This window comes from Burkholderia cenocepacia, from assembly GCF_014211915.1.
In the GTDB taxonomy this organism is placed as follows: Bacteria; Pseudomonadota; Gammaproteobacteria; order Burkholderiales; family Burkholderiaceae; genus Burkholderia; species Burkholderia orbicola.
Genome location: NZ_CP060040.1, coordinates 2,247,019 through 2,262,545, shown reverse-complemented (window position 1 = coordinate 2,262,545; position 15,527 = coordinate 2,247,019). Strand labels below are relative to the sequence as shown.

Annotated in this window: 18 protein-coding genes; 11 read left to right on the top strand and 7 right to left on the bottom strand. The window is 66.2% G+C overall.

The features are described 5' to 3' along the window. Positions 1 to 528: 528 nt before the first annotated feature. The 3 genes from SY91_RS26585 (at position 529) to SY91_RS26575 (ending at position 2,483) form a co-directional block, all read left to right on the top strand. The gene (locus SY91_RS26585) at positions 529 to 1,242 is read left to right on the top strand and encodes a PadR family transcriptional regulator (RefSeq protein ID WP_023478019.1); all 714 of its coding nucleotides are present in this window, start codon (positions 529 to 531) and stop codon (positions 1,240 to 1,242) included. A 38-nt stretch (positions 1,243 to 1,280) separates the two neighbouring features. Then, a complete protein-coding gene (locus SY91_RS26580; protein WP_011548733.1) occupies positions 1,281 to 2,102 on the top strand; it encodes a siderophore-interacting protein in 822 nt (273 codons plus the stop codon). A 147-nt stretch (positions 2,103 to 2,249) separates the two neighbouring features. After that, positions 2,250 to 2,483, top strand: a complete 234-nt coding sequence (locus tag SY91_RS26575) for a hypothetical protein (RefSeq protein ID WP_011548734.1) — start codon at positions 2,250 to 2,252, stop codon at positions 2,481 to 2,483. A 35-nt stretch (positions 2,484 to 2,518) separates the two neighbouring features. On the opposite strand, the gene SY91_RS26570 is transcribed toward SY91_RS26575, so the two are convergent. Beyond that, positions 2,519 to 3,100, bottom strand: coding sequence for an undecaprenyl-diphosphatase (locus SY91_RS26570; RefSeq protein WP_023478020.1), 582 nt, complete (start codon positions 3,098 to 3,100; stop codon positions 2,519 to 2,521). 432 nt (positions 3,101 to 3,532) lie between these two features. On the opposite strand from SY91_RS26570, the gene SY91_RS26565 reads away from it, so the two are divergent. Genes SY91_RS26565 through SY91_RS26550 form a run of 4 tightly spaced genes read left to right on the top strand, consistent with a single transcriptional unit; the run spans position 3,533 to position 6,850 of the window. Further along, the gene (locus SY91_RS26565; protein ID WP_011548736.1) at positions 3,533 to 4,273 is read left to right on the top strand and encodes an acetoacetate decarboxylase; all 741 of its coding nucleotides are present in this window, start codon (positions 3,533 to 3,535) and stop codon (positions 4,271 to 4,273) included. A 52-nt stretch (positions 4,274 to 4,325) separates the two neighbouring features. Continuing rightward, positions 4,326 to 5,111 (top strand): 3-hydroxybutyrate dehydrogenase, encoded by a 786-nt coding sequence (locus SY91_RS26560; protein WP_006480179.1) that lies wholly within the window; start codon positions 4,326 to 4,328, stop codon positions 5,109 to 5,111. Further along, positions 5,108 to 6,325 (top strand): patatin-like phospholipase family protein, encoded by a 1,218-nt coding sequence (locus SY91_RS26555; RefSeq protein ID WP_023476140.1) that lies wholly within the window; start codon positions 5,108 to 5,110, stop codon positions 6,323 to 6,325. Before SY91_RS26560 ends, SY91_RS26555 begins: the two co-directional genes overlap by 4 nt. Positions 6,326 to 6,385: 60 nt before the next feature. Next, positions 6,386 to 6,850: a hypothetical protein gene (locus SY91_RS26550; RefSeq protein ID WP_012339064.1), complete on the top strand. Its 465-nt coding sequence runs from the start codon at positions 6,386 to 6,388 to the stop codon at positions 6,848 to 6,850. A gap of 32 nt (positions 6,851 to 6,882) precedes the next feature. Here the strand turns inward: SY91_RS26550 and SY91_RS26545 are convergent, their stop codons facing one another. Further along, positions 6,883 to 7,767 (bottom strand): LysR family transcriptional regulator, encoded by an 885-nt coding sequence (locus tag SY91_RS26545; protein WP_027808505.1) that lies wholly within the window; start codon positions 7,765 to 7,767, stop codon positions 6,883 to 6,885. Between the two features lie 121 nt (positions 7,768 to 7,888). Between SY91_RS26545 and argC the strand changes: the two genes are divergently transcribed. Then, positions 7,889 to 8,830, top strand: coding sequence for an N-acetyl-gamma-glutamyl-phosphate reductase (argC, locus tag SY91_RS26540; protein ID WP_023476142.1), 942 nt, complete (start codon positions 7,889 to 7,891; stop codon positions 8,828 to 8,830). Between the two features lie 64 nt (positions 8,831 to 8,894). Here argC and SY91_RS26535 read toward each other — a convergent pair whose 3' ends face one another. Next, on the bottom strand, positions 8,895 to 9,818 hold the full coding sequence (locus SY91_RS26535) for a LysR substrate-binding domain-containing protein (RefSeq protein WP_023476143.1): 924 nt from the start codon (positions 9,816 to 9,818) through the stop codon (positions 8,895 to 8,897). A gap of 115 nt (positions 9,819 to 9,933) precedes the next feature. Here SY91_RS26535 and SY91_RS26530 point away from each other — a divergent pair, with 115 nt between their 5' ends. Further along, on the top strand, positions 9,934 to 11,019 hold the full coding sequence (locus SY91_RS26530) for a tartrate dehydrogenase (RefSeq protein WP_006480184.1): 1,086 nt from the start codon (positions 9,934 to 9,936) through the stop codon (positions 11,017 to 11,019). Between the two features lie 236 nt (positions 11,020 to 11,255). Further along, positions 11,256 to 11,459: a hypothetical protein gene (locus SY91_RS26525; protein WP_185921230.1), complete on the top strand. Its 204-nt coding sequence runs from the start codon at positions 11,256 to 11,258 to the stop codon at positions 11,457 to 11,459. Positions 11,460 to 11,495: 36 nt separating this feature from the next. Here SY91_RS26525 and SY91_RS26520 read toward each other — a convergent pair whose 3' ends face one another. After that, entirely contained in the window at positions 11,496 to 11,975 is a 480-nt protein-coding gene (locus tag SY91_RS26520; protein ID WP_023476144.1) for a DUF1348 family protein, read from the bottom strand. Between the two features lie 63 nt (positions 11,976 to 12,038). Next, positions 12,039 to 12,644 (bottom strand): TetR/AcrR family transcriptional regulator, encoded by a 606-nt coding sequence (locus SY91_RS26515; RefSeq protein ID WP_011694925.1) that lies wholly within the window; start codon positions 12,642 to 12,644, stop codon positions 12,039 to 12,041. Between the two features lie 179 nt (positions 12,645 to 12,823). Here SY91_RS26515 and SY91_RS26510 point away from each other — a divergent pair, with 179 nt between their 5' ends. Further along, complete coding sequence (locus tag SY91_RS26510) at positions 12,824 to 13,030, top strand: hypothetical protein (RefSeq protein WP_260632448.1); 207 nt, start codon at positions 12,824 to 12,826, stop codon at positions 13,028 to 13,030. A 184-nt stretch (positions 13,031 to 13,214) separates the two neighbouring features. Here SY91_RS26510 and tdh read toward each other — a convergent pair whose 3' ends face one another. After that, a complete protein-coding gene (gene tdh, locus SY91_RS26505) occupies positions 13,215 to 14,243 on the bottom strand; it encodes an L-threonine 3-dehydrogenase (RefSeq protein WP_011548747.1) in 1,029 nt (342 codons plus the stop codon). A gap of 13 nt (positions 14,244 to 14,256) precedes the next feature. Then, entirely contained in the window at positions 14,257 to 15,456 is a 1,200-nt protein-coding gene (locus SY91_RS26500; RefSeq protein ID WP_023476145.1) for a glycine C-acetyltransferase, read from the bottom strand. Positions 15,457 to 15,527: the final 71 nt, after the last annotated feature.

Below are 15,527 nucleotides of genomic sequence, written 5' to 3'. Positions count from 1 at the left end.
TTCCGATGAATTTTCGGGGTGCGAATAAAGGGTCGAAATTCTTCATCGCCGCGCGAGATGCCGCCATTCATGCGCAAGGCCGGCATGACGACATTGAACGACGGAGCGGGATAATTGATCTTTGCACGCGCGGAAGTTTTGTTTGGCCGGTCGAAAATAAAATAAAACCGTTTCGATTTTATAAATAATTTTCTCTGGTGTTTTTATAATCGCCGCCGTTCAACTTATTCATGAATCACGTCGTGCCGCAGCAAATATCCCGCGATATAGTCGGCGAACGCAGGGGGTGTCGGCACGATCGTGCATCGCGAATGGTCACCCGACCGCAGCGACACGTGATGCGGCGTCGCGCCCTCTGTTTGTCGAGGAGCCATCCACCGACGCCCTCGACGGAGCGCGCCCACGAACCACGCCAGCACAAGCCCTCCACCACAGCCCCCACCACCATCCCGCCCTCAATAATCCCCTTGACGCTATATCTTTCGATATATATCTTTAGATATGTTTTACGACATATAGGACACGATCATGCGACACAACCCCTCCCGCGGCCATGCCCGATGCGACGGTCATGGTGCGCATGCCGGCCCTGACTGGTTCGCCGGCGTCTTGCACGCGATCGGCCGCCATCGCCGCGGCCACGACCCGTTTGGCGGTAGCGGCCCGTTCGGCGGCCGGGGCGGACGCGGCGGCTTTGGCGATTTCGGCGACGACGGCATGCCGCGCGGCCGCCAGTTCAGCTCCGACGATCTCCAGCTGCTGCTGCTCGCACTGGTGGCCGAACAACCGAGCCACGGCTACGAACTGATCAAGGCGCTCGACACGCGCTCGAACGGCTTTTACAGCCCGAGCCCCGGCATGGTGTATCCGGCGCTCACGTACCTCGAGGAAGTCGGCTTCGTCGCATCGCAGGCGGAAGGCAACCGCAAGCGCTATGCGCTGACCGACGCCGGCCGCGCGCATCTCGACGCCCAGCGCGAACGCGTCGACACGCTGTTCGCGCGCCTCACGCACCTCGCCCGCAAGATGGAGTTCATGCGCCGCGCGTTCGCCGGGGAATCGGCGGGCAACGAAGCGCAGGACGAAGCGCAGGCCGGCTGGTTGCCGGAATTCGTCGAGGCCCGTCTCGCGCTCAAGCGCGCGCTGCTGCACAAGAGCGCCGCCGATGCCGACGAACAGCGCCGCATCGCGGCCATCATGCGCCGCGCGACGGCCGAAATCGAAGGCGGCGCCGGCGCGTGATGCGCGCCGCCCCGTCACCACCCAAGGAGAACGGATTGATGCAGAACACATCCGAGCGCACCGTGACCCGCGTGCGCCACACCCTCAAGTTCCGCCTGCTGCAGGTGCTGCGCGTGCATGCCGTGACGCCGCATCTGCTGCGCGTCACGCTCGGCGGCCCCGATCTCGCGGATTTCGAATCCGCATCGTTCGACGATCACGTGAAGGTCTTTTTCCCGCCGCCCGGCGCGGAACGCCCCGCGCTGCCGACGCTCGGCGCGAACGGCCCCGAGTTTCCGGCAGGCGAACCGAAGCCGGTCGCGCGCGACTTCACGCCGCGCCGCTTCGACCGCGCCGCCCGCGAACTCGATCTGGAATTCGTGCTGAACCATCCGGGCCCGGCATCGCAGTGGGCCGCGCAGGCACGCGTCGGCCAATGGCTCGGCATCGGCGGCCCGCGCGGTTCGTTCGTCGTCCCGACCGGTTTCGACTGGCATCTGCTGATCGGCGACGATACGGCGTTGCCGGCCGTCGCGCGGCGCCTCGAGGAATTGCCGGCCGGCGCGCGCGCAGCGGTCGTGCTGGAAGTCGCGGATCGCACCGCGCAGATCTCGTTCGATACGCGCGCCGACGTGCATGAAATCTGGCGCTTTCGCGCCGAAGCCGACGCGGCGGACGGCGACGTGCTGCTGAATGCCGTGCGCGATCTGCCTTTGCCGTCGTCCGGCGACGGCTACGTGTGGGCGGCCGGCGAAGCGCTGTCGATGCGCGCGGTGCGCCAGCACCTGACCGGCGAGCGCGGCGTCGACAAGTCGCGCATCCGCGCGGCGGCTTACTGGAAGCGCGGCGCGGCGGCCGTGCACGAAACGCTGGAAGACTGACCGGGAGCGCCCGCTCGACCGACGGCTGAAACAATCGTGGCGCCGGCGCAGCGGCGGGCTTGGCACCGGCATCGCGGCTGGTATATATGTATGTCTGCGACGCCGCTGTCGGGCGACAGCCGCCGCAGCCCGTCCAGGAGCGCCCGGATGACAAAAGCAAGCCACGCTTCGCCTTTCCTTCGCCATCTGAAGATCGCCGGTTATTGCGGCCTCGCCGCGGTCGTCCTCGCGCTGTTCGTCGCGATGTGCGCGATCCTGAAGGAAAGCGCCCTCGACCGCGATGCCGCGCGGCATCCGGCCGATACGCCCGAACTGCACGACGCGAGCGACGGCCCGTCCGCCTCGGCCGAATCGGCCCGCACACCCGGCTCGCCCGGCTGACGGCGTCCCTGCCGCTGCGTTCCGCCTCGTTCCGCTTACGGCGCCTGCCGGCGTCCCATCACGACCGCATGCACCCAATCGCCGAGCCGTTCGAGCAGCGCGGTCACGCGTTGCCCGTACAGGTGCGCGGCCAGCGCGCCCACCGTGCCGACCAGCACGCCGCCCGCCATGTCGAACGGCCAGTGCACGCCCGCATAGATGCGCCCCCATGCGATCGCCACGGCCATCGCGGCCATCACGAAACCGGTGACCCGCGTCGTGCCGCCGAGCAGCAGGCCGACCGCCATGCTCCACGCGAACGTCATGTGATCGCTCGGAAACGAACTGTCCGGCGCGTGCGGAATCAGCTGCGTGCCGACGCCGGCCATGAACGGGCGCGGCGAGAACCAGACATGCCCGAGTACCTGCGCGAGCACGAGCGCCACGCAGACGCCGACGCCGGCTTCGATCGCCTGGCGCCGTGCGGGGCGCGCGCCGAAGATCCAGGTCAGCAGCAGCATCGCGGGCAGCGCATAGACGAGCCAGTCGGCGGCGAAGATCGCGAGGCGGGCGACGCCCGGGTGCGGTGCACCCCCGGCGTTGATGGCGGAAAAGAGGGCGAGATTGAGGTTCTGCATGAATCCGGTTGCGTGGGGCGTAAAAGATCGGCCGGTTACCCGGCAGTCGAACGATGCCAGGGCGTGGCCGCTTAAGCGGTGCTTAATGCGGCCGCCGCCCGGGCGAGGCCCGCGCGGCGAACGCACTTAGAACCTGCACTGCAACACAAGTTCACACAATTGTCATATTCCCGCGCGACCGTCTCCCGTAAAAGCTCACCACCTTTCCCGTAAAGACTCACCCGTTTCACATGAGGGCGTCATCGACGCCTGCGACCATCGCCCGGGCCGGCACGCCGTCCAGACCGTTTGTCTCATTCATCTCAATATTTACGCCGCAAATTATTCGAAATCGGCAACAATTAATTCCAGATGCGGCATCGCACAACGGCAACGCACAGGCATACGATTACGTCCACTCATCCACGAAGCGATCAACAACAAGGAGTCCGCATGAAACCCAGCGATGTCCGATCGAAAGCGTTTGCGATGCCGTTGACCAGCCCTGCATTCCCGATGGGCCCGTACCGTTTCGTCGATCGTGAGTTTCTGATCATCACGTACCGCACCGATCCGGACCGCCTCCGTGAAATCGTCCCCGAGCCGCTGCAGGTCACCGAGCCGCTCGTCCACTACGAATTCATCCGCATGGCCGATTCGACCGGCTTCGGCGATTACACCGAAAGCGGCCAGGTGATCCCCGTCGAATACGAAGGCCAGCCGGGCGGCTATACGCTCGCGATGTATCTCGACGATCACCCGCCGATCGCCGGCGGCCGCGAGCTGTGGGGCTTCCCGAAGAAGCTCGCGTCGCCCACGCTGCACGTGAACACCGATCACATCCTGGGCACGCTCGACTACGGCAAGGTGCGCGTCGCGACCGGCACGATGGGCTACAAGCACAAGGAACTCGACATCGACGAGCAGACGAAGCGGCTCGCCGGCCCCAATTTCCTGCTGAAGATCATCCCGCACGTCGACGGCACCGCACGCGTCTGCGAACTGGTGCGCTATTACATGCAGGACATCAAGATGAAGGGCGCGTGGACGGGCCCCGCATCGCTCGAGCTGGCGCCGCACGCGCTCGCGCCGGTGGCCGATCTGCCGGTGCTCGAAATCGTCGAAGCGCGCCACCTCGTCGCGGATTTGACGCTGGGCCTCGGCGAAGTCGTCTACGATTACCTGGCCCAGTAACACGTCCGCAGTCCTTTCTCCCTGTCAATCCTTTCACCACGGGAATTCGAACATGAGCAACCTGAATGGCAAGACCGCAGTCGTCACGGGCGCCGCGAGCGGCATCGGCAAGGAAATCGCACTCGAGTTGGCCAAGGCAGGCGCGGCCGTCGCGATCGCCGACCTGAACCAGGACGGCGCGAACGCGGTCGCCGACGAGATCAACAAGGCAGGCGGCAAGGCGATCGGCGTCGCGATGGACGTGACCAACGAGGACGCCGTGAACAGCGGCATCGACAAGGTGGCCGAAGCGTTCGGCTCGGTCGACATCCTCGTGTCGAACGCCGGCATCCAGATCGTCAATCCGATCGAGAACTATTCGTTCTCCGACTGGAAGAAGATGCAGGCGATTCACGTGGACGGCGCGTTCCTGACGACGAAGGCCGCGCTCAAGCACATGTACAAGGACGATCGCGGCGGCGTCGTGATCTACATGGGTTCGGTGCACTCGCACGAAGCGTCGCCGCTGAAGTCGGCGTACGTGACGGCCAAGCATGGCCTGCTCGGTCTCGCCCGCGTGCTGGCGAAGGAAGGCGCGAAGCACAACGTGCGCTCGCACGTCGTGTGTCCGGGCTTCGTGCGCACGCCGCTGGTCGACAAGCAGATTCCGGAGCAGGCGAAGGAGCTCGGCATCAGCGAAGAGGAAGTGATCAAGAAGGTGATGCTCGGCAACACGGTCGACGGCGTGTTCACGACGGTGCAGGACGTCGCGCAGACGGTGCTGTTCCTGTCGGCGTTCCCGAGCGCCGCGCTCACGGGCCAGTCGTTCATCGTCAGCCACGGCTGGTTCATGCAATGAAGCCGCACGCCCGCACCGAAAAGCAGGCCGTGGATGCGGCGGACCTGCACCACGAAGCCGGCGCACCGGCCGCTGCGCGGTCGCTGCCGTACGAAACGATCGCGCTCGTCCTGCAGGGCGGCGGCGCGCTCGGCGCGTACCAGGCCGGCGTGTTCGAAGGGCTGCACGAGGCGGGCATTCCGCTCGACTGGATCGCGGGCATCTCGATCGGCGCGCTCAACACCGCGCTGATCGCCGGCAATGCGCCCGAGCATCGCGTCGAGCGCCTGCGTGAGTTCTGGGAAACGATCTGCCAGCCGGCGTTCTTTCCCGCGATTCCGGCCGCGTTCGAATTCGCGCTGTTCAACAGCATCGACCAGGTGCGCACGTTCTTCACCGCGTCGCAGGCCGCGAGCGCGATGATGCAGGGCCAGCAAGGGTTCTTCGTGCCGCGCTTCCCGCCGCCGCTGCCGGGCGTGGCCGATCATCCGCAAAAGATCAGCTGGTACGACACGTCGGCGCTGCGCACGACGCTGCTCAAGCTGTGCGATTTCGACCGGATCAATTCGGGCGAGACGCGCGTGTCGGTCGGCGCGGTCAACGTCGGCACCGGCAACTTCGTGTACTTCGACAACTCGCGCATCCGTCTCGCGCCCGAGCATTTCATGGCGTCCGGTGCGTTGCCGCCCGCGTTCCCGCCCGTCGAGATCGACGGCGAGTATTACTGGGACGGCGGTGTCGTGTCGAACACGCCGCTGATGGAAGTGCTGCGCGCCCGGCCGCGCAGCGACACGCTCGCGTTTCAGGTCGATCTGTGGAGCGCGCGCGGGCCGCTGCCGCGCACGATGGCCGACGTCGCCGAGCGCACGAAGGACGTGCAGTATTCGAGCCGCACGCGTTTCGTGACCGACACGCTGCAGCGCGAACAGCGCTACCGCAACGTGCTGCGCCACGTGCTCGAACAGGTGCCGGAAGAGCAACGCAAGAACGACCCGTGGTGCGTCGAAGCCGAAGCGATGTCGAGCGGGAAGAAGTACAACATCCAGCACCTGATCTATCAGCAGAAGGCGTACGAGCATCACTACAAGGACTATCAGTTCGGTCTGTCGACGATGCGCGACCACTGGTCCGCGGGTCTCGACGACATCCGCAAGACGCTCGCGGTGAAGGACGGCCTCGCGCTGCCCACCAACGACGCGGGCTTCGTCACGCACGACATTCACCGCCGCCGGTAATGCCGTGTGCAACGGGCCGGTGCGCTGCCTGCGCCGGCCCGTCCTCCTTTCCGATTCGACATGCCGATTTTCATTGCGCTATTCGCGCTCATCGCCCTCGGATGGGGCGCCGTTCACCTGTTTCACGTCATCGCCGCGCAGTTCGGCCAGCCGGTCGCGATCGCGGCCGCCGTGCTCGCCGCCGCACTCCTGATCGCACTGATCGCGTGGTGGCTCAAGCGCCGCCGCGACATCGCACCCAACACGAAGGAAGCAGGCTGGACGCATATCGTGCATCGCGCGTGGGGCGAGTTGCGCGTGTCCACGACGCAAGGGTTGCTGTGGCTGTCGCATGACAGCGCGGACGGCCGCTATACGCTGTCGCAGCTCGACGGCTGCGAGGCCGCGCCGATCGACGGCCGCTGGCATCTCGTCGTTCACGTGCGCGACGCCGTCCGCGACGAATGGAAGCTGCCGATGATGGACAAGCGCGATGCGCAGCGCTGGGCGCGCGTGCTCACGCTGGCGAAGGACAACCGGCTCTGAACGCGCGTGCGGGCCAGCCGCACGACGGCCCGCTATCGCGCGCCGAGCGCCCGCAGCGCATCGAGCACATGCTGCGTCGCCCGTTCGACCGGGCCGGCCCGATGGGCGATCCCCAGTTCGCGCCACAGCGCCGGACGTAGCGGCCGCATGACGATACGCGCATCCGGCAGCGGGGCGCCCGCCTCGTGCGGCAGCAGCGTCGCGCCGTACCCCGCGGCGACCAGGCTCTTGATCGCATCGTTGTAGTTGAGTTCGATCCGCGGCACGGGCCGGTGGCCGCCGAGCGCGAACCATTCGGTCGTGAGCCGCGACAGGCGCGTCGTCGCATCGTTGAGAATCAGCGGCCGCGCGGCCAGATACGCCGGCGTCACACGGGCCGGAAGCGGCCAGTCTGCGGGCAGGAAAGCCATCACCGGGTCGCGGCGCCACGGGCGGATCGACAGCCCCGCGACCGGCGCTTGCGGCAGCGCGACCAGCCCGACGTCGAGCGTGCCTTGTGCAATGCGCGCCAGCGTGTCCTGCGACGTGAGCACCGCGATCTGCACGTCGATATCCGGATGCTGCGCGCGCAGTCCGGCCACCGCCTGCGGTAGCAGATGCGCGATCGCGCCGGTCGACGCGCCGAGACGCACGCGCCCGGTCAACCCCTGCACCTGCCGCTGCACGTCGTCCAGCGTCGATTCGACTTCCGCCAGCAGACGCCGCGCCCGCTCCACCAGCACTTCACCGATCACCGACGGGCGCACATTGCCGCGCGTGCGCGACAGCAGCGGCGCGCCGACGCGGCTTTCCAGCTCGGCGACATGCAGGCTGACGGTCGGCGGCGCGAGATGAAGCCATTGCGCCGCCGCCACGAAGGAGCCCTGGTCCGCGATCGCGACCAGCGTACGCAGGCGGTCCAGACTGATCTCGCGCATCACACACCTCTCGTTCAGGAAAGCTGAATCAGACGATCAGCAAATTCAACTTTTCCTATTCTAGGCGTTCGGTGGACGATACGGTTTCCCACGACAACCGAACGCGACGAGTACGACCATCATGAGCTTCCCCACTGTCTTCATCGACGGAGACCAGGGCACGACCGGGTTGCAGATTCACGCGCGTCTGCGCGACCGCACCGACGTGCGGCTGCTCACGCTTCCCGCCGCCGAACGCAAGGACGCGGCGCGGCGCGCCGATGCACTTAATGCATGCGATATCGCGATCCTGTGCCTGCCCGATGCGGCCGCGCGCGAAGCGGTCGACTTCATCCGGAACCCGGCGGTACGCGTGATCGACGCGAGTTCGGCCCATCGCACGCAGCCCGACTGGGTCTACGGCTTTCCCGAGATGGCCGACGGACACGCGTACAACATTGCGCTTGCGAAACGCGTGACCAATCCCGGCTGCTATCCGACGGGCGCGATCGGCCTGCTTCGCCCGCTGCTGCAGGCCGGGCTGCTGCCGCGCGACTACCCGGTGAGCATCCATGCGGTGTCCGGTTATTCGGGTGGCGGGAGAGCCGCCGTCGACGCATTCGAATCCGGCGACGCCGCGGCACGCGCGTTGCCGCTGCAGGTCTACGGCCTCGCGCTCGAGCACAAGCACGTGCCCGAGATTCGGCAGCATGCGGGGCTCGCGCACCGCCCATTCTTCGTGCCGGCCTACGGTGCCTATCGGCAAGGCATCGTGCTCACCATTCCGATCGAGCTGCGCCTGCTTCCGGCTGGCGTGACGGGTGAGCGGCTGCATGCGTGTCTCGCGCACCACTACGCGGACGCCCGTCACGTCGACGTGATGCCGCTCGCGGACGCACGCGCGGCAACGCATCTCGATCCGCAAGCGCTGAACGGCACCAATGATCTGCGGCTCGGCGTGTTCGTCAACGCGAACGGCGGGCAGGTGCTGCTGTCCGCCGTGTTCGACAATCTCGGCAAAGGGGCATCCGGCGCCGCCGTGCAGAATCTCGACCTGATGCTCGGCGCGCGACACGCGGCGTGACGCTCCGCAGGCATCGTCGACGATGCCTGCGCACGCCCCCGTAAAAGCTCACCTTTAGCCGGTTTCAGGCCGTATCGTCACCCGCCGCGGCATTCAGGCCGGCCAGCGTCTCCACCAGAAAATCCACGCACACGCGTACCTTCGCCGACGCCGCGACGCGTTCCGGGTACACGGCCCAGATGTTCGCGGGCTGGGTCGCGTCCGGCAGCACGCGACACAGTTCGCCGCGTTCGATCAGCGGCCCGGCCTCCCAGATCGAGCGCAGCACGATGCCGCGTCCGGCCAGCGCCCATTGCACGGCCACCTCGCCATGGTTCGTCGACAGCGCGCCGCCAACCTTCACCGTGACCGTTTCCCCGCGCACGTTCAGCCGCCATACGCCGAACGGATGATCGCGCTCCTTGATCGCGAGACAGTCGTGCGATGTGAGATCGGCGAGCGAGCGCGGCGTGCCGCGTCGGGCGAGATAGTCGGGCGACGCGCACAGCACGCGATGGTTCGTGGCAAGGCGGCGCGCGATCAGATGATCGGCGATGTCGTCGCCGATGCGCACGTCGAGGTCGTAGCCTTCGCCCGCCACGTCGACGAGCCGGTCGAACAGATCGAGCCGCACGTTCAGTTGCGGATAGCGCGCGCTGAAGTCGAGCAGCGCCGGCGCGACGACGTGCCGGCCGAAGCCGAAGCTGCTCGACATGCGCAGCGTGCCGCGCGGCACCGTGCGCGTGGTCGATACGTCCTCGACGAGATGATCGACGTCGTCGAGAATCTTTTCGGCGCGCGCGAACACGCGTTCGCCGGCGTCGGTAACCGTCATGCGGCGTGTCGAGCGATGCAGCAGGCGCGTGCCGAGCTGCGCCTCGAGCATCGCGACGCGCTTGCTGACGTACGCGGGCGACACGGCGAGCTGCTCGGCGGCCGCGCTGAAGCTCGCGAGGCGGACGACCAGGCTGAACACGCGCAGGTCGTCGAGGTTCGGCGATTTATTCACGATTCGTGGAAAGTCGATTAACTTTTGAGCGATTTTAATCCAGATGGAAACAAATAGAATGACGTGACGGGCCACAGCCTTCCCGGCAGCCGGCCAACCAGCCAAGGAGATTTGCATGACCGACAGGACTTACAGGATTGCCGTGATCCCCGGCGACGGCATCGGCCGCGAAGTGATGCCCGAGGGCCTGCGCGCGCTCGCCGCCGTGACCGCGCGCTTCGGCGTGCGCTTCGACTTCGTCGAGATCGACTGGGCGAGCTGCGACTACTACGCGCAGCACGGCACGATGATGCCGGACGACTGGAAGGCGCAGCTGTCGGGCATGGACGCGATCCTGTTCGGCGCGGTCGGCTGGCCGGCGACGGTGCCCGATCACATTTCGCTGTGGGGCTCGCTGCTGAAATTCCGCCGCGAATTCGACCAGTACATCAACCTGCGGCCCGCGCGCCTGTTCGACGGCGTGCCGTCGCCGCTCGCCGGCCGCCGCCCGGGCGACATCGATTTCATGATCGTGCGCGAGAACACCGAGGGCGAATATTCGTCGGTCGGCGGCACGATGTTCGAAGGCACCGAGCGCGAAGTCGTGATGCAGCAGTCGATCTTCACGCGGCACGGCACCGAGCGTGTGCTGAAATTCGCGTTCGAGCTCGCGCAGCGGCGCGCGAAGCGCGTCACCGTCGCGACCAAGAGCAACGGCATCGCGATCAGCATGCCGTGGTGGGATGCGCGCGCGGCCGAGATGGCCGAACGCTATCCGGAGATCGCGGTCGACAAGCAGCACATCGACATCCTGTGCGCGCGCTTCGTGCTGCAGCCGGACCGCTTCGACGTCGTCGTCGCGTCCAACCTGTTCGGCGACATCCTGTCGGATCTCGGGCCGGCCTGTACGGGCACGATCGGCATCGCGCCGTCGGCGAACCTGAACCCCGACCGCACGTTCCCGTCGCTGTTCGAACCCGTGCACGGTTCTGCGCCCGACATCGCGGGGCAATACATCGCGAATCCGGTCGCGATGATCTGGTCGGCGGCGATGATGCTCGACTTCCTCGGCAACGGCACGGGCCGCGAACGCGAAGCGCACGATGCGATCGTCGCCGCGATCGAGGACGTGCTGCGCACGGGGCCGCGTACCCGCGATCTCGGTGGCAATGCGGGCACGCAGGAAGTGGGCGAGGCGATCGCCGCGCGGATCGCGGGGTGAGAGGTGAGGGTCGTGCCCGGCGCTGGCGCCGGGCGGCCCTTCGTGAATCGGTCTGCGGTGAGCGATACACGATGCGGTTGCGCACGTGTGCCGACTTTGACGATGCGGCGGCGGTGAACATCGAGCGGTGAGCAACGCCCTATCGCAACGCGCACTGCTTGCGCGATTTTTCGTTGAAAGTCGAAAGATGATTCGATCGGTGAGTTGCACGTCGCGCTCACACACACCGATCGGCAATGCACGATCGCTTCGATGCGATCGGTGAGATGCATCACGCAGGAAAGCACACCGCTGCGCGTCCACATCTGCGCCGCTTTACCCGTGCGATGTCGCGTCGATCCGTTCAACGCACCCAGTTCGACGCGACATTTCCCCTCGTCCCGAAAAATCTCACCTTCAGCAGGCAGCTCCCGAATTTCCTCACCATTGAACCTGAGTGATGCGTTCGCCGATCCGTTGAACGCGTGCGCGCATCATCACAGCCCGAGATCGGACAGCCCCGGATGATCGTCCGGACGACGGCCGAGCGGCCAGTGATAAAGACGGTCCGCCTCGCGAATCGGCAGATCATTGATGCTCGCGTGGCGATGCGCCATCAGGCCGTTTTCGTCGAACTCCCAGTTCTCGTTGCCGTACGAACGGAACCAGTTGCCCGCATCGTCGTGCCATTCGTACGCAAAGCGCACCGCGATGCGATTGCCGCCGAACGCCCACAGCTCCTTGATCAGCCGGTAGTCGAGTTCGCGCGCCCACTTCCGCTGCAGCAGCCCGACGATCTCGTCGCGGCCCGTCACGAATTCCGCGCGATTGCGCCAGTGGCTTTGCGGCGTATAGGCGAGCGACACGCGTTGCGGGTCGCGCGTGTTCCACGCGTCCTCGGCGGCGCGCACTTTCTGGCGCGCCGTGTCGAGCGTGAAGGGCGGAACGGGCGGACGAACTTCAGGGGAAGCGGACATGGGTTGCTCCTGTTCGGGTTCTGGCCGCGAATGCACGCAGCCGGTTCGGATTCGCTGCGTCGGCTACCGCGAGGCGGTATCGAGCAGCAGTTCAGCCGTCGCGCGCGCATCGCGCGCGGCGTTTGCATCGCCACTGACGAGCGCCACGCCGATCGCGCCGTCGATCAATACGAGCCACTGACGCGCGAGGCGCGCAAGCCCGCGGCGCTCGATGCCGGTTTCGTCGGCATAGGCGTCGAGGCGCTCGCGCACGAATGCCAGCAGGCGCGCCTTGTGCATGCGGGCGACGACGCGCACGGGATCGTCGGCGTCGGGTATCTCGCCCGACGCGTTCAGGAATGCGCAACCGTGAAAGTCGGGCTGCCCGAACCAGTCGCGCAGCACGTCGAACATGCCGAGCAGTTGCGCGCGCGGCGCCTTGCCGCGCGCCAGCGTGCCGTCGACGAACCAGCGCATCCAGCGCTCGTCGCGCCGTTCGAGCGCGGCGACCACCAGTGCTTCTTTCGATTCGAAATGCGAATAAAAGCTCTTTCGCGCCGCGCCGGATCGCTTGACGATCGCGTCGACACCGGTCGCATGGATGCCGCCCGAGTAGATCAGCGCTTCGGCCGCGTCGAGCAGCCGGTCGCGAACGCCCGGTTCGCCGGAGGAGTCGAGAAGTGTGTTCATGGGGTTTACGGTAGAACGATCGTTCTCCGCCGTCAATGCCTGGATGAAAAGGCCCTGCCGGTGGGAAGGTTGAATCGTGCCTGAAGCGTCGGCTCGTCCTGACGAGTCTTCAGCTCGATTCGCGCTGATTGAATGGTGAACGGATCAAGTGGTGGCCTGCGCACCGGTCGAGGCGATCGATGTCGATCGCATCGCCTATCAGTGAGGCGCAACGCTGTATGCGGCTCACGGTTGATGTCCCGATTCGGCGCGATGTCGCATACGGCGGCAAGCTAACGCTCGCCTGCCAGGCGAAGCAGGGAAGTGCGTGGAAGAAGGGAAAAGCAGGCGCCGAATGGCGTGACGAGAAGAAGCGAAGTGGCTCCCGACAGGTGAAGCGAACGTGAAATCGCCATTCACCGATGCGGGATCGCGCGGCGATTCGGCACGCACACACAGCTCCCGAATAATCTCACCTCAAGCGCTGAATCACGCGTTCCGACGCGCAACGACACGCAACGACGCGCGTGCAAACGAAAACAGGGCAGGCGGCGATCGCGCCGCACTGCCCCGTCTCGACACTCACTCGACTCAGGCCGTCCAGTCGAGAATCACCTTGCCGCTTTCGCCGGACAGCATCGCGGCGAAGCCTTGCTCGTAATCATCGGCCGCGAAGCGATGCGTGATGATCGGCGACAGGTCGAGGCCGCTCTGCAGCATCGCGACCATCTTGTACCAGGTCTCGAACATCTCGCGGCCGTAGATGCCCTTGATCTCGAGCCCCTTGAAGATCACCTGGTTCCAGTCGATCGCCGTCTGCGCGGGCGGGATGCCGAGCAGCGCGACCTTGCCGCCGTGGTTCATCGCCTCGAGCAGGCTCGTGAACGCGCTCGGCACGCCCGACATCTCGAGCCCGACGTCGAAGCCTTCGGTCATGTGCAGGTCGGCCATCACGTCGCGCAGCGACTCGCGCGCGACGTTGACCGCGCGCGTCGCGCCCATCTTGCGTGCGAGTTCCAGCCGATAGTCGTTGATGTCGGTGATGACGACGTTGCGCGCGCCGACGTGCTTCGCGATCGCGACGGCCATGATGCCGATCGGGCCCGCGCCGGTGATCAGCACGTCTTCGCCGACGAGGTTGAACGACAGCGCCGTATGCGTCGCGTTGCCGAACGGATCGAAGATCGACGCGAGATCGTCGGAGATCTCCGGCGGGATCTTGAACGCGTTGAACGCCGGAATCGCCAGGTATTCGGCGAATGCGCCTTCGCGGTTCACGCCGACGCCCACCGTGTTGCGGCACAGATGCCGGCGCCCGGCGCGACAGTTTCGGCAGAAACCGCACGTGATGTGACCTTCGCCGGACACACGATCGCCGATCGCGAAGCCGCGCACTTCCTGCCCCATCTCGACGATCTCGCCGACGTATTCATGGCCGACGTGCATCGGCACCGGAATCGTCTTCTGCGCCCAGTCGTCCCACTTCCAGATATGGATGTCGGTGCCGCAGATCGCCGTGCGGCGGATCTTGATCAGCACGTCGTTGTGGCCGACTTCGGGACGCTTCACGCGCGTAAGCGTGAGGCCGGGGCCGCGTTCGAGCTTTGCCAGTGCTTTCATGGTCGCGCCTCCGTCAGATGATGCCGAGCGACTTGCCGACGCGCACGAATGCGGCGACCGTCTGGTCGATCTGTTCGGGCGTATGCGCGGCGCTCATCTGCGTGCGGATGCGCGCACGGCCGCGCGGCACGACGGGGAACGAGAAGCCGATCACGTAGACCCCTTCGCCGAGCAGCTTGTCGGCCATGTTCGTCGCGAGCTGCGCGTCGCCGAGCATCACCGGGATGATCGGATGCGCGCCGGGCACGAGCGTGAAGCCGGCTTCGGTCATCTGCTTGCGGAACCGCGCGCCGTTCTCGCGCACGCGCTCGCGCAGCTTCGCGCCTTCGTCGCTGCCGAGCAGCTCCAGCACCTTCAGCGACGCCGCGGCGATGCTCGGCGTGAGCGTGTTCGAGAACAGATACGGACGCGAGCGCTGGCGCAGCAGCTCGATCACCTCGCGACGCGCGGCGACATAGCCGCCCGAGGCACCCCCGAGCGCCTTGCCGAGCGTGCCCGTGATGATGTCCACGCGACCTTCGACGCCGCAGTGCTCGGGCGTGCCGCGGCCGTGCGTGCCGATGAAGCCGACCGCATGCGAATCGTCGACCATCACGAGCGCGCCGTAGCGATCGGCGAGATCGCAGATGCCTTTGAGATCGGCGATGATGCCGTCCATCGAAAACACGCCGTCGGTCGCGATCAGCTTGTGGCGCGCGCCCGCGGCGTCGGCTTCCTTGAGCTTCGCCTCGAGGTCGGACAGATCGTTGTTCTTGTAGCGAAAACGCTTCGCCTTGCACAGGCGAATGCCGTCGATGATGCTCGCGTGATTCAGTTCGTCGCTGATCACCGCGTCGTTCTCGTCGAGCAATGTTTCGAACAGCCCGCCGTTCGCGTCGAAGCAGCTCGAATAGAGGATGCTGTCCTCGGTGCCGAGAAACGTGGCCAGCGCGCTTTCCAGTTGCTTGTGGACGGTTTGCGTGCCGCAGATGAAGCGCACCGATGCCATGCCGAAGCCGTCCTGGTCGAGGCCGGCCTTCGCCGCGTCGATCAGGCGCGGATCGTTCGCCAGACCCAGATAGTTGTTCGCGCAGAAATTGAGCACGCCGGCACCGCCGGCGAGCCGCACGGCTGCCGCCTGGGGACTCGCGATCTCGCGCTCGGTCTTGTAAAAACCGTCCGCGCGGATCTGGTCGAGCGTCCCGCGCACCTGGGCGAGAAAGGCATCACGCATCGCAAAGCTCCTGACAGGGTTTCGCATTCCGCAGCGCACCGCTCGTGGCGGCGCGACGGCCTGCTACTGTT